General features: G+C 71.2%; 15 protein-coding genes. 11 read left to right on the forward strand and 4 right to left on the reverse strand.

Annotation, left to right across the window (positions count from 1 at the left end; genetic code table 11):
* The first annotated feature begins 131 nt into the window (after positions 1-131).
* The 5 genes from ASF41_RS20080 (at position 132) to ASF41_RS20100 (ending at position 5,225) form a co-directional block, all read left to right on the forward strand.
* The gene (locus ASF41_RS20080; protein ID WP_056496367.1) at positions 132-1,115 is read left to right on the forward strand and encodes an alpha/beta fold hydrolase; all 984 of its coding nucleotides are present in this window, start codon (positions 132-134) and stop codon (positions 1,113-1,115) included.
* Positions 1,116-1,185: 70 nt separating this feature from the next.
* Positions 1,186-1,620: a heme-binding protein gene (locus tag ASF41_RS20085; protein ID WP_056211179.1), complete on the forward strand. Its 435-nt coding sequence runs from the start codon at positions 1,186-1,188 to the stop codon at positions 1,618-1,620.
* 4 nt (positions 1,621-1,624) lie between these two features.
* Entirely contained in the window at positions 1,625-3,226 is a 1,602-nt protein-coding gene (locus tag ASF41_RS20090) for a peptide ABC transporter substrate-binding protein (RefSeq protein WP_056211178.1), read from the forward strand.
* A complete protein-coding gene (locus ASF41_RS20095; RefSeq protein WP_056211176.1) occupies positions 3,223-4,146 on the forward strand; it encodes an ABC transporter permease in 924 nt (307 codons plus the stop codon). The genes ASF41_RS20090 and ASF41_RS20095 overlap by 4 nt, the downstream gene beginning before the upstream one ends.
* Positions 4,143-5,225 (forward strand): ABC transporter permease, encoded by a 1,083-nt coding sequence (locus ASF41_RS20100; protein WP_056496371.1) that lies wholly within the window; start codon positions 4,143-4,145, stop codon positions 5,223-5,225. The genes ASF41_RS20095 and ASF41_RS20100 overlap by 4 nt, the downstream gene beginning before the upstream one ends.
* On the opposite strand, the gene ASF41_RS20105 is transcribed toward ASF41_RS20100, so the two are convergent.
* Complete coding sequence (locus ASF41_RS20105) at positions 5,209-5,457, reverse strand: hypothetical protein (protein WP_056211173.1); 249 nt, start codon at positions 5,455-5,457, stop codon at positions 5,209-5,211. The two genes, ASF41_RS20100 and ASF41_RS20105, sit on opposite strands and share 17 nt — an antisense overlap.
* 131 nt (positions 5,458-5,588) lie before the next feature.
* Here ASF41_RS20105 and ASF41_RS20110 point away from each other — a divergent pair, with 131 nt between their 5' ends.
* Positions 5,589-7,079 (forward strand): MFS transporter, encoded by a 1,491-nt coding sequence (locus ASF41_RS20110; RefSeq protein ID WP_056211171.1) that lies wholly within the window; start codon positions 5,589-5,591, stop codon positions 7,077-7,079.
* Between the two features lie 402 nt (positions 7,080-7,481).
* On the opposite strand, the gene ASF41_RS20115 is transcribed toward ASF41_RS20110, so the two are convergent.
* Positions 7,482-7,949 carry a nucleoside deaminase gene (locus ASF41_RS20115; protein ID WP_056211169.1) on the reverse strand — a complete coding sequence of 156 codons (468 nt, stop codon included), beginning with the start codon at positions 7,947-7,949 and terminating at the stop codon, positions 7,482-7,484.
* Between the two features lie 387 nt (positions 7,950-8,336).
* Here ASF41_RS20115 and ASF41_RS20120 point away from each other — a divergent pair, with 387 nt between their 5' ends.
* The 4 genes from ASF41_RS20120 to ASF41_RS20140 all read left to right on the forward strand — a co-directional run bounded on the left by ASF41_RS20120 (position 8,337) and on the right by ASF41_RS20140 (position 13,377).
* Positions 8,337-8,540, forward strand: a complete 204-nt coding sequence (locus tag ASF41_RS20120; RefSeq protein WP_056211453.1) for a CsbD family protein — start codon at positions 8,337-8,339, stop codon at positions 8,538-8,540.
* A gap of 1,145 nt (positions 8,541-9,685) precedes the next feature.
* Positions 9,686-11,614, forward strand: coding sequence for a pseudouridine synthase (locus ASF41_RS20130; protein WP_244479730.1), 1,929 nt, complete (start codon positions 9,686-9,688; stop codon positions 11,612-11,614).
* The gene (gene rsmD, locus ASF41_RS20135; protein WP_056272629.1) at positions 11,611-12,168 is read left to right on the forward strand and encodes a 16S rRNA (guanine(966)-N(2))-methyltransferase RsmD; all 558 of its coding nucleotides are present in this window, start codon (positions 11,611-11,613) and stop codon (positions 12,166-12,168) included. Before ASF41_RS20130 ends, rsmD begins: the two co-directional genes overlap by 4 nt.
* A 90-nt stretch (positions 12,169-12,258) precedes the next feature.
* Positions 12,259-13,377 carry a radical SAM protein gene (locus tag ASF41_RS20140; RefSeq protein WP_056496377.1) on the forward strand — a complete coding sequence of 373 codons (1,119 nt, stop codon included), beginning with the start codon at positions 12,259-12,261 and terminating at the stop codon, positions 13,375-13,377.
* A gap of 15 nt (positions 13,378-13,392) precedes the next feature.
* On the opposite strand, the gene ASF41_RS20145 is transcribed toward ASF41_RS20140, so the two are convergent.
* Entirely contained in the window at positions 13,393-13,788 is a 396-nt protein-coding gene (locus ASF41_RS20145) for a helix-turn-helix domain-containing protein (RefSeq protein WP_056211162.1), read from the reverse strand.
* Positions 13,789-13,864: 76 nt separating this feature from the next.
* On the opposite strand from ASF41_RS20145, the gene ASF41_RS20150 reads away from it, so the two are divergent.
* Positions 13,865-14,476 carry an FMN-dependent NADH-azoreductase gene (locus tag ASF41_RS20150; protein ID WP_056496379.1) on the forward strand — a complete coding sequence of 204 codons (612 nt, stop codon included), beginning with the start codon at positions 13,865-13,867 and terminating at the stop codon, positions 14,474-14,476.
* Here the strand turns inward: ASF41_RS20150 and mutL are convergent.
* On the reverse strand, positions 14,473-16,374 hold the full coding sequence (mutL, locus tag ASF41_RS20155) for a DNA mismatch repair endonuclease MutL (protein ID WP_056496384.1): 1,902 nt from the start codon (positions 16,372-16,374) through the stop codon (positions 14,473-14,475). The genes ASF41_RS20150 and mutL overlap by 4 nt on opposite strands.
* Between the last annotated feature and the right edge of the window lie 139 nt (positions 16,375-16,513).

A 16,513-nucleotide genomic window follows, 5' to 3' on the forward strand; every position in this document is an offset into this window, starting at 1 on the left:
GCACCCCTCCTCCCCCCAAGGCGAGCGAGACGCGCCCTGATCGTGAAAGGACCAGCACCGACCGCAAGGCCGCTCGGAAACATCCAAACCGCCGGGGCGTTTCCGACGGCGCAACTCGAGGGACCCCGACGATGCCTGATGCCCCCCGCCGCCGGCTCAGGCCCTTGCTGGCGCTGCTTCCTTTCGGTGCCGCCGGGGCCTGGATCGCCTATAGCCGCCTCGGCATCGACCATCGTCGCCGGATGCCGCCCGCCCTCCCCGGCCGGCAAGAATGCCTGGGCAGCGATGCGGGCGGGCTGTCGTTCTACGCCGATGGGCCGGCCGAGGGCGTGCCGCTCCTGCTGATCCATTCCGTGAACGCGGCAGCCAACGCCTACGAGGTCCGGCCGCTCTATCGCCATTACGCGAGGACGCGCCCGGTCTACGCCCTCGACCTGCCGGGCTTCGGCTTCTCCGAGCGCAGCGACCGGATCTACACGCCGGAACTCATGACGGACGCGATCCACGCCATGGTGGCCGAGATCCGCCACCGGCACGGGGGCGCCGCCATCGACGCGATGGCGCTTTCCCTTTCGGCCGAGTTCCTGGCCCGGGCGGCCCTGGCGCGCCCCGACGATTACCGCAGCCTGGGGCTGATCAGCCCGACCGGTTTCGACCGGCGCTACGAGCGCCGCAATCCGTCCGGCAGCGACACGGCCCGGGCGGTGGCGGCCTATCCGCTCTGGGGCCAGGCGCTGATCGACCTCCTCGTCAGCCGCCCGAGCATGCGGTTCTTTCTCGAGAAGACCTGGGGCTCGCGCAGCATCGACGAGGGCCTGCTCGAATACGATCAGGTCTCGGCCCACCAGCCCGGCGCCGAATTCGCGCCCTTCTCGTTCCTGGCCGGGCACCTCTTCGCCACCGAGACCGGCCGGATCTATCCCCGCCTCGAGGGGCCGGTCTGGATGGTGCACGGCACCCGGGGCGACTTCGTTGATTACCGCCACGCCGACCGCTTCCGCGGCGATCCGAACTGGACCCTCGACGTGCTGGAGACGGGCGCCTTCCCGCATTTCGAGTGCTTGGATGCCGTCACCGCCCGCTACGACGCCTTCTTGGCGCGGCTTGCGCGCTGAGCCCCTGGTCGCTCGCCCCGCGCCGGGTTAGTCGAGGGGCACGCCCCCTCGATCCGAACCCGGAGCCCCGATGTCCGACCTCACCCTCGCCGCCGCGCAGACCATCGTCGCCACCGCCCTGGAGACGGCTCGCGCCCACGCGCTGAAGCCCCTGGCCGTGGTGGTCTACGACGCGCGGGGCGCCCTCAAGGCCATGGGCGCCGAGGACGGGACCTCCCTGCGCCGCGCCGAGGTGGCGATGGGCAAGGCGAATGGCTGCCTTGCCCTCGGCCTCGGCGGCCGGGCGATCCACAAGCGCGCCGAGGAGCAGGCCTACTTCGTCGCCGCCGTCAGCCACCTCGTCGGCCCCGCCGCCCTGGTGCCGGTGCCGGGCGGCGTCCTGATCCGCCGGGGCGAGGCCGTGATCGGCGCCGTCGGCATCTCGGGCGACACCTCGGACAACGACGAGCTCTGCGCGCTGGCCGGCATCGAGGCGGCGGGGCTCACCGCGCAGACCGGCGCCTGAACCGATGCCGCGCCCGCATCGGCGGCACTGGCTCGTCGGCGGTGCGGCGCTCCTGGCCGCCGGCGGCGTCGGCCGGGCCTCGGCCGCGCCGGCCGAGCTCTACCGGCGCGGCAACGATGCGGACCCGGAGACCCTCGACCCGCACAAATCCTCGACGGTGGCCGAGGCGCATATCCTGCGCGACCTCTACGAAGGCCTGCTCACCTACGACAATCACGGCGCGATCATCCCCGGGGCGGCCACCGCCTGGACCCTGTCCGATGATCGCCTGACCTACGACTTCGCCCTGCGTCCGGACGGGCGCTGGTCGAACGGCGATCCGGTCCGCGCCGGTGACTTCGTCTTCGCCCTCCGGCGCATCCTCGCCCCCGCCACCGCGGCCAAATACGCCGAGGTCCTGTTTCCCCTGAAGAACGCCCGGGCGGTGAACCAGGGCGGACTGCCCCCCGAGGCCCTCGGGGTCGTCGCCCCGGACGAGCGGCGCCTGGTGCTGACCCTGGAGCAGCCGACGCCGTACCTGCTCGAACTCCTGACGCACCAGACCGCGCTGCCGGTGCATCCGCCCTCGGTCGCCCGGCACGGCGACGCCTTCGCCCGGGCCGGCAACAGCGTGACCAACGGCCCCTACCGCTTGGCGGACGTGGTGCCGAACGACCGCATCACCCTGGAGCGCAACCCGCATTTTCATGCGGCGGCCACGGTGGCGATCCCGCAGGTGGCCTTCCTGCCGACGCCGGACCTGTCGAGCGCGGTCCGGCGCTACGCGGCCGGCGAGATCGATTCGCTGGCCGACCTGCCCGGCGACCAGATCGCTTCGCTCAAGGCGCGCTTCGGCTCCGAAGTGGTGCTCGGCCCCTCACTCGGCCTCTATGCGCTCGCGGTGAACACCCGCAAGGCGCCCTTCGACGACGTCCGGGTCCGGCGCGCCCTCTCCCTCGTCATCGACCGCGAGTTCCTGGCGAGCCAGCTCTGGGGCGGGACCATGGACCCGGCCTATTCCCTCTGCCCGCCCGGCCTCGACCATTATCGCCGGCCGCCCGAGACCGAAGGCCGCGAGGCCCTGCCGATCGACCGTGAGGACGAGGCCCGGGCGCTGCTGGCGGCCGCCGGCTTCGGCGAAGGCCGGCCCCTGCGGCTCGAGTATCGCTTCAACACCAGCGACAACAACCGCAACACGGCGCTCGCCATCGCCGACATGTGGCGCGGCATCGGGATCGAGACCCGCTTCGTCTACACCGACGCCAAGACCCACTTCGCCTACCTGCGCGACGGCGGCGCCTTCGACGTGGCGCGCATGTCCTGGATCGCGGACTATTCCGATCCGCAGAACTTCCTGTTCCTGCTGGAGACCGGCAATGACGGCCTCAACCCGGGCCGCTACAGCAACCCGGCCTACGACGGCCTGATGCGGCGGGCGGCGGCCGAGGGCGACATCGCCCGGCGGGCCGAGCTCCTCTCCGCGGCCGAGACGATCGTGGTCACCGAGCTGCCCTGGATCCCGGTGATGCACACCCGCTCGAAGGCCCTGATCGCCCCGCGGCTGGCCGGCTACCACCCGAACCTGCGCAACGCCGCCCCGACCCGGTTCCTGAGGCTGACGGCGTGATCGGCTTCGTCCTGCGCCGCCTCCTCCAGGCGATCCCGACCCTGTTCGCCGTGGTCACCGCGAGCTTCTTCCTGATCCGCCTCGCCCCGGGCGGGCCCTTCGACCTGGAGCGGCCCCTGCCCCCGGCCGCCATGGCCAACCTCGCCCGGGTCTACGGCCTCGACCAGCCGCTGATCGTCCAGTACGGGCGCTACCTCGGCGCCCTGCTCACCGGCGATTTCGGGCCCTCCTTCTCCTTCCGCGACCTCACCGTCGGCGACCTGTTCGCCCGTGGCCTGCCGGTCTCGATGACGCTGGGCACCCTCGCCCTGGCGCTCGCCCTGGTGCTCGGCATCGGCCTCGGCGCGCTGGCGGCCTTCCGCCGGGGCAGCGCCGTAGACCGCCTCGTCGGCCTCACCGCCGGCCTGACGCTCGCGGTGCCGACCTTCGTGGTGGCGCCCCTGCTGCAGATCGTGTTCGGCCTGACCTTGCGCTGGCTGCCGGTGGGCAGCTGGGAGAGCGGCGCGCCGGCCAACCTCGTGCTCCCGGTGGTCACCCTGGCCCTGCCCCAGGTCGGGGCGCTCGCCCGCCTCACCCGCGCCGCCCTGGCGGAGGTGTTGGCCGCGCAGCCGGTCCGGACCCAGCGCGCCATGGGCCTGCCGCCCCACCGCATCGCCCGCCACGCCCTGCGCGGGGCCCTGCTGCCGGTGGTGGCGATCCTCGGGCCGACGGCGGCCTCGCTGCTCACCGGCTCGGTGGTGGTCGAGACCATTTTCGGCCTGCCCGGCATCGGCCGCTACTTCGTCGACGGCGCGCTCAACCGCGACTACACCCTGGTGATGGGCACCGTCGTGCTGGTGGCCGTCTTCGTCATCGCCCTTAACCTCGTGGCCGATCTCCTCTCCGGCCTTCTCGACCCGCGCCTGCGGGCGGCCCGGTGAGGCGCGTCCTCGGGCGCCTCGCCCGCAACGGGAGCGCCCTGGCGGCCCTCGCCGTCCTGGCGCTGGTCGCCCTCGCCTGCCTCGCCGGTCCCCCGCTCACCGGCCACGATCCGGGCCGGATCTATCCCGACCTCGTGCGCACCGCGCCCTCGCTCCGGGCCCATCCGCGCCCCGAGGCCATCGCCCCGGCGGTGGAGCGCCTCGCCTTCCGCATGCGGGTGACGGCCGCGGACATCCGGGTCGCGGACGGGCGCCTGCGCGTCACCCTGTCGGCGCCGAACCCGATCAACGCGCGGGTGCTGAGCTACCTGCCCCGCTCGGACCTGTTCGGCCCCGCCACCATCCTGTCGCGGGAGGCCGAGGGGCGCCGCCTCGTGGTCGAGGCGCCGGTGCGGCGGCTCTTTTTTCCCCTCGGCACCGACGTGCTCGGGCGCGACCTCCTTACGCGCAGCCTCGTCGCCGGCCGGATCTCGCTCCTCATCGGCCTCGTCGCCTCCGGCGTCGCGCTCCTCATCGGCGTCACCTACGGGGCGGTGGCGGGCTATGCCGGCGGCCGGGTCGACGCGGTGATGATGCGCGGCGTCGACGTGCTCTACGCCCTGCCCTTCGTGTTCTTCGTCATCCTGCTGCTGGTCTTCTTCCGGGCCGGGCTCGGGCTGATCCTCGTCGCCATCGGCGCGGTGGAATGGCTCGACATGGCCCGGATCACCCGGGCGCAGACCCTGTCGCTGCGCCACTGCGACTTCGTGCGCGCCGCCGAGGCGCTGGGCCTCTCCACGGTCGCGATCCTGCGCCGGCACATCGTCCCCAACACCCTCGGACCCGTCACCGTGGCGGCGACCCTGCTGGTCCCCAAGGTGATCCTGCTGGAGAGCTTCCTCTCCTTCCTCGGGCTCGGCGTGCAGGAACCGTCCACGAGCTGGGGCGCCCTGATCGCCGAGGGCGCACGGGCCATCGAATCCGCCCCCTGGATGCTCGCCGCCCCGGCCGGGTTCCTCGTCGCCACCCTGGTGGCGCTGAACGTGCTGGGCGACGGCCTCGCCGAGGCCCTCGACCCGCGTCTCAGCGCGGATTGGTGAGTCCGGGATAAACCACCCGGACCACGCGCCGCTCTTCCGGGATCTCCGAGACCGGCCGGCCCTTGGCGTCCCGCGCAGGGCCCGCCTCCGCCGGCACGACGTCGCTCGGCCGCAGTCGCCACGGATCGAGGGGCCGCGCCGCCGCGCCGCGTCCCGCTTCGGATGCGGCGGCGGGCGGGACCCCGAGGGCGGTGAGGGCGAGAAGCAGGGCGGAAGACACGCGGGCGGGCATCGGCAGGGCGTCCGGGAGAGCCTGCCGAGTTCAGCGGAGATGACTTAACCTTTGCGTGAAGCTTGGCGGAACCGCCGGGCACCGCGCCGGATTGCCAACAACTGTCGTACAGCACGGTTAACGAGGATTCGATGGCAACCAAGGCCGTGGCGGACCGGGGCAGCGCGAGCGCGGGGACGACGCCGGAGCGGGTCCCGATGGGAACCGTGATCGACACCGACATCTCCGCCCGGCTCGACCGCCTGCCCTGGGGGCGCTTCCACGTCCTCGTCATCGTGGCGCTGGGCATCACCTGGGTGCTCGACGGCCTCGAAGTCACCCTCGCGGGCTCCCTCGTCGGGGCGCTGCGAGCCGAGCCCATGAGCTTCACCGAGTTCGACATCGGCCTCGCGGCGAGTTCCTACCTCGTCGGCGCCGTCACGGGCGCGCTGGGCTTCGGCTGGCTCACCGACCGCATCGGCCGCAAGAAGCTCTTCTTCATCACCCTGGCGCTCTACCTCGCCGCCACCGCCGCCACGGGCCTGTCCTGGAATATCTACAGCTTCTGCCTGTTCCGCTTCCTCACGGGCGCCGGCATCGGTGGCGAATACACGGCCATCAACTCGACGATCCAGGAACTCGTGCCGGCTCGCGTGCGCGGCTGGACCGACCTCGTCATCAACGGCTCGTTCTGGATCGGCGCGGCGATGGGCTCGTTCCTCTCCATCGTGGTGCTGCGCCCGGGCATGATCGACCCGGCCTGGGGCTGGCGCATCGCCTTCTTCGTCGGCGGCGGCATCGGCCTCGTCATCCTCCTCCTGCGCACCTGGATTCCCGAGAGCCCGCGCTGGCTCGCCACCCATGGCTACGTCGCCGAGGCCGACCGCGTGGTCACCGCCATCGAGAAGCGCTTCACCGACGAGGGCCACACCCTGCCGCCGATCGACGAGGGCAAGCGCATGAAGCTCAGGACCCGCAGCCACACCCCCCTCAAGGAGGTGTTCGGCACCATGCTGGTCGGTCACCGCCGGCAGACGTTCGTCGGCCTCGCCCTGATGGTGGCGCAGGCCTTCTTCTACAACGCTCTGTTCTTCACCTACGCCCTGGTGCTGCAGCGGTTCTACAACGTGCCGGGCGACCATGTCGGTTGGTACCTGCTGCCCTTCGCCCTGGGCTCCTTCCTGGGTCCCGTGCTCCTCGGGCGCCTGTTCGACACCATCGGCCGCCGTCCCATGATCGCCTTCACCTACGGCATCTCGGCGGTCCTGCTGGCGATCACCGGCTACCTGTTCAAGATCGACGTGTTCGGCCCGGTGGGCCAGACGGCGGCCTGGATGGTGGTGTTCTTCTTCGCCTCCGCCGCCGCGAGCGCGGCTTACCTCACCGTCGCGGAGACCTTCCCCCTGGAGATCCGGGCCCTGGCCATTGCGGTGTTCTACGCGCTGGGCACCGGCATCGGCGGCGTCTCCGGGCCGCTCCTGTTCGGCGCCCTGGTGGAGACCGGCTCGCGGGACTACGTGCTGGTCGGCTACCTCATCGGCGCGACCCTGATGGCCGTGGCGGCGGTCGTGGGCGGTCTCTTCGGAACGGCGGCCGAGGGGAAATCCCTGGAAGACGTCTCGAAACCTTTGGCGGCCGCCTGATCTGCGGCGATCGAGCCCCGGCAAGGCTCGAAACCACCGGGATTGATCCGTGTCGGTCCGGCACCGACCGGGTCACGCCCATCTCGGGAAGGACCCCATGCGGATCGTCCCCACCGCCCTTTCCCTGGTCCTCGCCGGCGGCTCCCTGGCGTTGGCGACGGGCAATGCCCGCGCCGAGATCGAGCCCCCCGGGCCGCCGCGCCTGACGATTCCGGGCGTCGTCGACAAAGGAATCGTCTGGCCCGGCGGCATCGATAATGGGGGACCGGGTTCGATCGGCACCGTCGCCCCCGGAGCCACTGGGGCCTCCAAGTGCCTCGAACGCGTCCGGCGCGTCCGGCAACGCCGCATAGACCCAGACGCCGATCGCCAGCACCGGCGGCGGGGGCGGCAGCTGAACTCTCAGGGCAGGCGGCGTTCGGCGAAGAAATCCCGCAGCAACCCGGCGGCCTCGGCTTCCCGGAAGCCGCCATAGACCTCCGGACTGTGATGGCAGGTCGGCTGATTGAAGAAGCGCGGCCCGTTCTCCACGGCACCGCCCTTCGGGTCCGCGGCCGAGAAGTACAGCCGCCGGATCCGCGCGAAGGCGATCGCGGCCGCACACATCGCGCAGGGCTCCAGGGTGACGTAGAGGTCGCATCCGTTCAGCCGTTCGTCGTCGAGGGCCTGGCAGGCGGCCCGGATCGCCAGGATCTCCGCATGGGCGGTCGGATCGCGCAGGGCCCGCGGGCGATTGTGCGCCACGGCAAGGACCACCCCGTCCCTCACCACCGCCGCACCCACCGGAACCTCCCCCTCCGCCGCCGCCCGACGTGCCGCCGCGAAGGCGTGGCTGAGGGGGTCGGTGGCGGACGGATCGGTCTCGGGCATGATGGAGTCCTGCGGATCGGCGCCCGATCCCTGGCGCCCGATCCTTGGCGACCGCGACGCTGCTTCGCAATGGGCTGCACCCGAGGAACCCTCGGCACCGTCGGCACGAAAGCCCTGCAACCCCCGGCTGGCGGTTCAGCGACGGCAGGTCGGGCTCGACGGCGGCTTCGTCACCGCCATGGGACATCGCTGCCGTCTTCGCACGCGGATTGTTCAAGCGCGGCGCGCCGATGGAGCTCCCGCACCGAGCAGAAGCCGAAGCCGTTCGTGGAATGGCTTCACGAGGATATTAAATCCCGGAACATCGCTCGGGCGTGGCCGTTGGGATGGGCAATGCGGCACGGCCGAGACGACGCCGACCGCCAACCCGAAGACGAGGAGCGCACGATGAGCAGCACCACCGACAAGATCAAGGGTCTCGCCAACGAGGCTGTCGGCAACGTCAAGCAGGGCATCGGCAACGTGACCGATAACGACAAGCTGAAGGCCGAGGGCAAGGCCCAGGAGCTGAAGGGCGAGACCCAGAAGACGGTCGGCGATGCCAAGGACGGCGTCAAGAACGCCGCCGACGCGGTCAAGAGCAAGCTCTAAGTCTTTCGACCCCGGATCTCGTATCCGGCGACGATGATCTCGGAAGGGCGGCGCGAGCCGCCTTTTCGCATGTTTGGGGACTGCATCCACCGAACCCGCGGCCCTTGCGCGCGGGATCACTCGCAACAACGCGCCCGCTCTGTTATGGGGCAGGCATGACCGACAAGACTGACGATACGATGGGCAAGTCTGAGGACGTGCCTGCCAAGACCTCCCGTTCGAAGCCCAAGGCTTCGGCAAACCCGTCGAGCAAGACCGCGGCGGCGTCCACCCAGACCGCGCCAGCGAAGGCCCACGCGTCCGCGCCCGCCGCAGGGGCGGCCGAGGGGGCGGCGAGCCCGCCCGCCAAGGCGGCCAAGGCCGCGAAGGCCAAGCCTGAGACGGCGGACGCCGCCAAGACGGGTGCGGGCAAGGCCGGCGCTGGCAAGACGGCGACCGCGACGGCTTCGGACACCCCGGCGTCCGCTGCGACGCCTTCGAAAGCGAAGTCCGCGAAGCCGGCCGCGTCCGAGGAGACGCTCGCGGCGGAGACCGTGACGTCCAAGGCCCCGAAGGCGGCCTCCGCCAAGCCGAAGGCTGAGACGGGCAAGCCTGCGACGGCCGATGCCGCGTCGGCCAAGGCTGCGGCGGGCGCCGAACCCGTCGACACGGCCAAGCCGAAAGCCGCGAAAGCCAAGCCGGCCAAGGCCGAGGCGTCCCAGGACGTCTCGAAGGAGGCCTCCACCGTAGCGCCCGAGGCCGCGAGCGCAGTGGCGGAGCCGTCCGCGGCCAAGCCCAGGACGGCCAAGCCCACGACGGCCAAGCCCACGACGGCGAAGCCCACAACGGCCAAGCCCTCCAAGGCCAAGGCACCCGAAGCCGCGCCGAGCGAGGCTGTCGCCGCCGAGCCTCCCGCGCCCGCGGCGGACGCGTCCGTCGCCAGGCCGGCGGTCGAGGCTGCGCCCAAGCGCGCCAAGGCGACGCCGGCCGAGGCGGCGGCGCCGCAGGCCGCCGCCACGACCTCTTACGAGTCGAAGGCCCCGGCCGGGTCCTGGGCTCCGGCGACCGATGCCGGCATTCCCGGCCCTTCGGCCGAGGAGAAGCCGAAGGTCCGGCACGCCGCCATGCCCCGCGGCGGCGACGCGCCCCTGCGCCGCAAGACCGCCATGGCAACGACCGCCGTGGCGAAGGCCGCCCAGCCGGGGACCGCGGCCGCCGCGTCCGGCGGTCCCGCCCGCGACGAGGGCACGCCCGAGGGCGACCGCATCGCCAAGGCCATCGCCCGCGCGGGCATCGCCTCGCGCCGGGATGCCGAGGCGATGATCGAACAGGGCCGCGTCACCCTCAACGGGCGGGTCCTGACCTCGCCGGCGATGAACGTGACCCCCGATGACCGGATTACCGTCGACGGCGAGCCGCTGCCGGCCCGCGAGCGCACGCGCCTGTGGATCTACCACAAGCCCCGCGGCCTCGTGACCACGGCGCGCGACCCGGAAGGCCGCCAGACCGTCTTCGACAACCTGCCCGAGGACCTGCCCCGCGTCGTCGCCATCGGCCGCCTCGACATCAACACCGAGGGGCTGCTGCTCCTCACCAACGATGGCGGCCTCGCCAAGGTCGTGGCCCATCCGGATACCGGCTGGCTGCGCCGCTACCGCGTGCGCGCCCATGGCGACACCACCCAGGCCGAGCTCGACAAGCTGCGCCGGGGCGTGACCATCGACGGCATGGATTACGGTCCGGTGGAGGCGACCCTCGACCGGGCGTCCGGCGACAACCTCTGGATCACCCTCGGCCTGCGCGAGGGCAAGAACCGCGAGGTCAAGCGCATCCTCGAGCATCTCGGGCTCGCGGTGAACCGGCTGATCCGCCTCTCGTTCGGGCCGTTCCAGCTCGGCGACCTCGAAGCGGGCCTGGCGGAGGAGATCCGCACCAAGGTGCTGAAGGAACAGCTCGGTCCGGCCCTCTCGGAACAGGCCGGCGTCGATTTCGAGAGCCCGGTGCGCGAGCCGATCGCGCCCTTCGGCTCGCCGAAGCAGCAGGCTAAGCAGCCCGCCCGCAGCGCCTCGGCCGCCCAGCGCCGCGACACCCGGGGCACCGACGACGAGGGGCCGCGCGGCGGCGGCCGCCCGATGGCGCCGGCCAAGCCCGCCCGCGTGCCCACCGGCGGCAACAGCGCCGGTCCGCGCCGCTCCGTCTGGCGCGCCGAGGACGAGGCCAAAACCGAGGATGGGACCCGGCGGGTCAAGATCCCGCGCCGGGGAGCCGACCCGAAGGTCGAGCGCGAGACGGCCGCCGCCCGGGGACGCGAACGCGTCGGCGCCATCAGCACCGGCGAGCGCCGTGTCCTCGTGGAGCGCCTGAAGTCGAGCCCGCAGGAACCGGCCGCCGAGCCGCATCGCCGCGACAGCGCCGTGCGCCGTCGCGGGGACGAGGCCGCCCCCCGCGAGGGCCGCTTCCCCCGCGCCGAGGCCCAGGGCCGCCCGTTCCGGCAGGCCGACGACCGTGCCTCGGAGTCTCGCCCCGCCGGTGACCGGCCCGCTCGCGGCTTCGGCGGCGAAGGCCGGCCGCCGCGCCGGGACGACGACCGTCCGCGCGGGAACTTCCGCTCGCAGGACGGTGCCGAGCGCCGTGGTCCCCCGCGCGGGAGCGAGGATCGCCCCCGCGGCCCCTTCCGCGGCAATGCGAATCGCGCCGAGGGCGGCGACGACCGTGGCGCCCGTCCGGCCTCCCGCGGCGCGCCGGCCCGGGACGACCGCCGCGACGGCTTCCGGGGCGACAAGCCCAGCGGCTTCCGTGGCAACGACCGCCCCGGCGGCGACCGTGGCGGCTTCAAGGGCACCCGCCCGGACGGCGAGCGCGGTGGCTACAAGGGCACTCGCCCGGACGGCGAGGGCGGTGGCTACAAGGGCACTCGCCCGGACGGCGAGCGCAGCGGCTTCAAGGGGGCCGGCAAACCCGGCGGCGGTTTCAAGGCCGGTGGCAAACCCGGCGGTTTCAGCAAGCCCGGTGGCAAGCCCGGCGGTTTCAGCCGCGGCGGCTCCGGTGGCGGCAAGCCCGGCGGCGCCCGTCCGCCCCGCGGTGGCGGCCGGTGAGGATCGTCGGCGGCGATCACCGCGGCCGCCGCCTCGCAACCCCGAAGACCGACGCGATCCGGCCCACCTCGGACCGGCTCCGCGAGGCACTCTTTAACGTCCTCGCGCACGCCTATGACGATGCCGTCGCCGGGGCCCGGGTCCTCGACCTGTTCGCCGGCACCGGGGCGCTGAGCTTCGAAGCCCTGTCGCGCGGTGCGGCCTACGCCCTCCTGGTCGACGAGGGCGCCGAGGCCCGCGCCCTGATTCGGGAGAACATCGAATCCTTCGGCGCCGAAGGGGCGACCCGCCTGTTCCGGCGCGACGCCACCCGACTCGGCCCGGCCGGCACCAGCGGTACCTTCTCCCTCGTGTTCTGCGACCCGCCCTACCACCGCGACCTCGCTCCGGCCGCCCTGGCCAGCGCGGCCACCGGCGGCTGGCTCGCTCCCGGCGCCCTCGCGGTCGTCGAGGAATCCGCGAGTGTCCACGTCGCCCTGCCGCCCGGGTTCACCGAGCTGGAGCGCCGGGTCTACGGCGACACCGCCCTCGCCTACGCGCGCTACGCCGCCTGACGCGCGACCTCGACGCGAGCTGCGTGGTATACCGGCGCGACCGACGCGCGCGCGGCGGACCCCCGCGGCACCCGGGCGCGTTCCTCCGGTATGGTCCTCGCCGAACCCCGAACCGACGCCGCCGAGATCGATCCGGTCGCCTCCGACCCGCGCCCGTCCCGCCTCTGGCGACCGCGCCGCGTCCTCGTCACCCCGGCCGCCCTGGAGCACGCGCACGGCCGCGCGATGGTGGCTCGCGCCGAGGCCCTCGGGTTACCGGTCGAGCGCTTGGCCGCCAACCGTCTGACGGGCTTACGAAATCCGGACCCACGGATCGCGTATCGCGAGGCGAAGGCGACCCTCGCCATCGTCGTCGCCCCACCGACCAAGCTGAAACTCCAGCCGATTCCACCGAGCGCCGACTGGCGCTTCGACCTCGCCGAGGGCTGCCCGGCCCATTGCCAGTACTGCTATCTGGCGGGCTCTCTCTCGGGCCCCCCGGTGACGCGGGCCTACGCGAACCTCGACGCGATCCTCGACAACCTGCCGGCCTATCTCGGCCAGGGCGCCATCACCTCGACCCAGGCTGACCGCGCCCAGGAAGGCACCACCTTCGAGGCCTCGTGCTACACCGATCCCCTCGGCATCGAACATCTCACCGGCTCGCTCTCGGCCGCCATCACCCGCTTCGGCGCCTGGGAGGCACCGGTCCAACTTCGCTTCACCACCAAGTTCGCGGCCGTGCAGCCCTTGCTCGGCCTTGCCCACAACCGGCGTTCCCGCATCCGGTTCTCCGTGAATGCGCGCTCGGCTGCTCGCTACGAGGGGGGAACGGCGAGTTTGGATGCGCGCCTGGCGGCCCTCCGGGAGGTCGCGGAGGCCGGCTATCCGGTCGGCCTCACCATCGCGCCGATCCTGCCGGTCCCGAACTGGCAGGACGCCTATGCCGGCTTGATACGGGATGTCGCCGCGGCGCTGTCGGGCGTGAAGGGCATCGATCTCACCGTTGAACTCATCACCCATCGCTTCACGCCCGGTTCGAAGAGCGTTCTGCAAAGGTGGTATCCCGGTTCGGATCTCCCGATGACGGAGACGGAACGAAGTCGCAAGCTGACGAAATTCGGATCGGTGAAGTACGTCTTTCCGCGGGATCTGATGCAGTCCATGCGTTCTTGGCTGACGGGAGAGATCCAGCGCACCTTGCCGGCTCGTATCCTTTACTGGACGTGAGATATTATCCTGCCTTCAATTCGGTTGGCCTTCATCGAAGCGACTTCGTGCCTCCTGGATTGCCGGAAGATTCGAGAATGCCCAGGCCCCCAGGGCCTGAACGGGGACCTGCAGGGATCGCCCGAGATCCGTAAGTTCATACTCCACCCGGGGCGGAATGGTGGGATACACGGTCCGGGAGACCAAGCCGTCGCGCTCGAGGCCTCGGAGGGTGAAGGTCAGCATCCGCTGCGAGATGCCCCCGACCAGGCGCTTCAGTTCGTTGAAGCGCCGCGGCCCATCCGTCAGCATCATCACCACGAGGATCGACCACTTGTCGCCGATCCGCGACAGGACTGTGCCGACGACCCGGCAATCGCCCGGGTTGTGCTGTGCGGTCGTTGCGGTTCCCTCGTTGTGCCCCAGTTCCACGAATGTGCCTCCTTGCGCGGGAGCGCATCTGGTTCTCTATACCGCCTCGGTACACTTCTGATACCGGGGATCGAAGATGAAACTCCTGCACGTCGACGGAAGCATTCTGGGGGACCATTCGGTCAGCCGCGCGGTTTCGGCTGCGATCGTCACGCATCTGACGGCGGCGACACCGGGCCTCGACGTCACCTACCGCGATCTCGCCGCGACGCCGATTCCGCACCTCTCGGGTTCCTACCTGGCAGGCCACCAGCCGAACGCGACGAACACCCCTGATATCCAGCACGACGTCGAGCTCGGCCGTTCCGTCCTTGCCGAATTCCTCGCCGCCGACATCGTGGTGATCGGCGCGCCTCTGTACAACTTCACGATCTCGTCGCAGCTGAAGGCCTGGATCGATCGTATCCTCGTGGCGGGCCAGACCTTCAAGTACACCGAGAGCGGCGCCGTCGGCCTCGTTCCGCAGAAGCGGGTCATCGTAGCCGTTGCTCGGGGCGGTCTTTACGGAGCGGGAACACCGAACGCGGCGGCGGAGCATGCCGAGACCTACCTGCGCGTGGTTCTGGGTTTCATCGGCATCACGAACCCGGAGATCATCGTCGCCGAGGGCATCGCACTCGGTCCGGACGCCCGCCAGAAGGCCCTCGACGGTGCTCTGAAGGCCGCCTCCGACCTGCCGGCGGCCTAGCGCCGTCCGAAGAGCCGCTCGATGTCGTGGAGCTTCAGCTCCACGAAGGTCGGGCGGCCATGGTTGCAGGTGCCGGCGAGCGGCGTCGCTTCCATCTCGCGCAGGAGCGCGTTCATTTCCTCTGGGTGCAGGCGCCGGCCCGCTCGGATCGAGCCGTGGCAACTCATCCGCGACAGGATCGCGTCCAGGCGCCGGCCGAGGGGGCCTGCACCCGCATCGGTGCCATCGGGGCTTTCGTCTTCGAGACCACTCTGGCTGAGCGCATCGAGGATATCGGTGACGAGGGTCCGGATCGAAGCGCCGGCGAGAGCGGCCGGTACCTCCCGCACGAGGACGGCGCCCGAGCCGAACGGCTCGAGCGTGAGGCCCAGGCGGTCGAGATCGGGGGCCGCGGCGACGAGGCGCTCCGCCTCGCCGGGAGCCATCTCCACCACGTCGGGAATCAGCAGACCCTGACGGGCGATGCCGCCCCGTACGCGTTCGCGTTTCAGCCGTTCGTAGACCAGGCGCTCGTGGGCGGCATGCTGATCGACGAGGACGAGACCATCGGCCGTCTGGGCGACGATGTAGGTCTCGTGCAACTGAGCCCGCGCCGCTCCAAGGGGGTGCACCTGTTCGTCCGCTGGCTCCACCCGTGGGCGCAGATCCGCCGCCGGGGGGGCGAAATCATGCGCGAAGCGGGCCTGGGGCGCCTCGGCCATTCCGGTGAGCGCCGGCGAGCGCGGAACCGCCTGGCGGTAGGGATAGGGCGCAGCAATGGACGGCACCGAGCCCGGTCGGTTCAGTGAGGGGATCGGATAGGTACTGGTGCCCGAATGAACGGCGAGACCGGTCGGCCGCAAGGCGTCCAACGTGCGGGCAGCGCCCGTGGTGGAGCCGCGCAGGCCGGCTTGTCGGAGGGTCTCGTGGATCGCACTGACGATCAGGCTCCGGACCAGGCCGGGATCGCGAAAGCGGACTTCGGTCTTGGCCGGGTGCACATTCACGTCCACCAGCGACGGATCGCACAGGATCGCCAGAGCCAGGACCGGGTGGCGGTCGGAACTCATGGTATCGGCATAGGCGCCCCGCACGGCGCCGAGCAGTAGGCGGTCACGGACCGGCCGGCCATTGACGGTGAAGTGGATCTGGCTGGCAGCGCCGCGATGGAAGCTCGGCAGGCCGATATGACCCGCAAGCGCGAAGCCCTCGCGGGCCATGTCGAGGGCTAGCGAATTTGATGCGAAGTCGGTGCCGAAGATCCCAGTCAGGCGCCGAAGGGTTGCGGAAGAACCCGTTTCTGTCTCGGCCGGGAAAATGAGCGGCGTCCCACTTTCCGATCGCAGGACAAGTCGGATTTCGGGCTGCGCCACCGCGAGCCGGCGCAGGATGTCGCCGATCGCCGCCGTTTCGGCCCGGTCGGACTTCAGGAATTTCAGTCGCGCAGGTGTGGCCGCGAACAGATCGGACACCTCGATGCGCGTGCCGCGCGCGCTCGGTGCCGGGCGGACTTCGCCCTTGATGCCCGCATCGACCGTAAGGGTGACACCGGTTTCGGCCTTGGACGTACGACTGGTAAGAGTCAGGCGCGCGACCGCGCCGATGGAGGGTAGGGCCTCGCCACGAAAGCCCAGCGTTTCGATGCGGGTAAGGTCTCCCCCTGGAAGCTTCGAGGTGGCGTGTCGCTCTACGGCGAGCGCAAGATCATCCGCATCCATGCCCGCGCCGTCATCGACCACACGGATCAAGCGTCGGCCGCCTCCTTCGATCGTGACCTCGATACTGCGTGCGCCAGCATCGATCGCGTTCTCGACGAGTTCCTTGACCGCTGAGGCAGGCCGCTCAACGACCTCGCCCGCAGCGATACGGTCGACGAGGATCGGATCGAGGCGACGGACGGGGCGAGGTGGCGTGGACATGCGAAGGAAACTATAGGTGCCCTCGGACACAGCCGAAAGGCCAGGATGGAAACGTTGGTTCGTGCCACACCCGCTGCCGATTCGACGCACGCTCACGAGGGTGACGACAAGGTCGACGGTATGAAGACCTTACGGTTCT

It is taken from the genome of Methylobacterium sp. Leaf111 (assembly GCF_001423285.1).
In the GTDB taxonomy this organism is placed as follows: domain Bacteria; phylum Pseudomonadota; class Alphaproteobacteria; order Rhizobiales; family Beijerinckiaceae; genus Methylobacterium.

Excerpts from the sequence above, each read along its gene's own strand:
- ASF41_RS20080 (WP_056496367.1), top strand. The coding sequence starts at position 132 with ATGCCTGATGCCCCCCGCCGCCGGCTCAGGCCCTTGCTGGCGCTGCTT.
- ASF41_RS20085 (WP_056211179.1), top strand. The coding sequence starts at position 1,186 with ATGTCCGACCTCACCCTCGCCGCCGCGCAGACCATCGTCGCCACCGCC.
- ASF41_RS20090 (WP_056211178.1), top strand. The coding sequence starts at position 1,625 with ATGCCGCGCCCGCATCGGCGGCACTGGCTCGTCGGCGGTGCGGCGCTC.
- ASF41_RS20105 (WP_056211173.1), bottom strand. The coding sequence starts at position 5,457 with ATGCCCGCCCGCGTGTCTTCCGCCCTGCTTCTCGCCCTCACCGCCCTC.
- ASF41_RS20110 (WP_056211171.1), top strand. The coding sequence starts at position 5,589 with ATGGCAACCAAGGCCGTGGCGGACCGGGGCAGCGCGAGCGCGGGGACG.
- ASF41_RS20115 (WP_056211169.1), bottom strand. The coding sequence starts at position 7,949 with ATGCCCGAGACCGATCCGTCCGCCACCGACCCCCTCAGCCACGCCTTC.
- ASF41_RS20120 (WP_056211453.1), top strand. The coding sequence starts at position 8,337 with ATGAGCAGCACCACCGACAAGATCAAGGGTCTCGCCAACGAGGCTGTC.
- ASF41_RS20130 (WP_244479730.1), top strand. The coding sequence starts at position 9,686 with ATGGCAACGACCGCCGTGGCGAAGGCCGCCCAGCCGGGGACCGCGGCC.
- ASF41_RS20140 (WP_056496377.1), top strand. The coding sequence starts at position 12,259 with ATGGTCCTCGCCGAACCCCGAACCGACGCCGCCGAGATCGATCCGGTC.
- ASF41_RS20150 (WP_056496379.1), top strand. The coding sequence starts at position 13,865 with ATGAAACTCCTGCACGTCGACGGAAGCATTCTGGGGGACCATTCGGTC.
- mutL (WP_056496384.1), bottom strand. The coding sequence starts at position 16,374 with ATGTCCACGCCACCTCGCCCCGTCCGTCGCCTCGATCCGATCCTCGTC.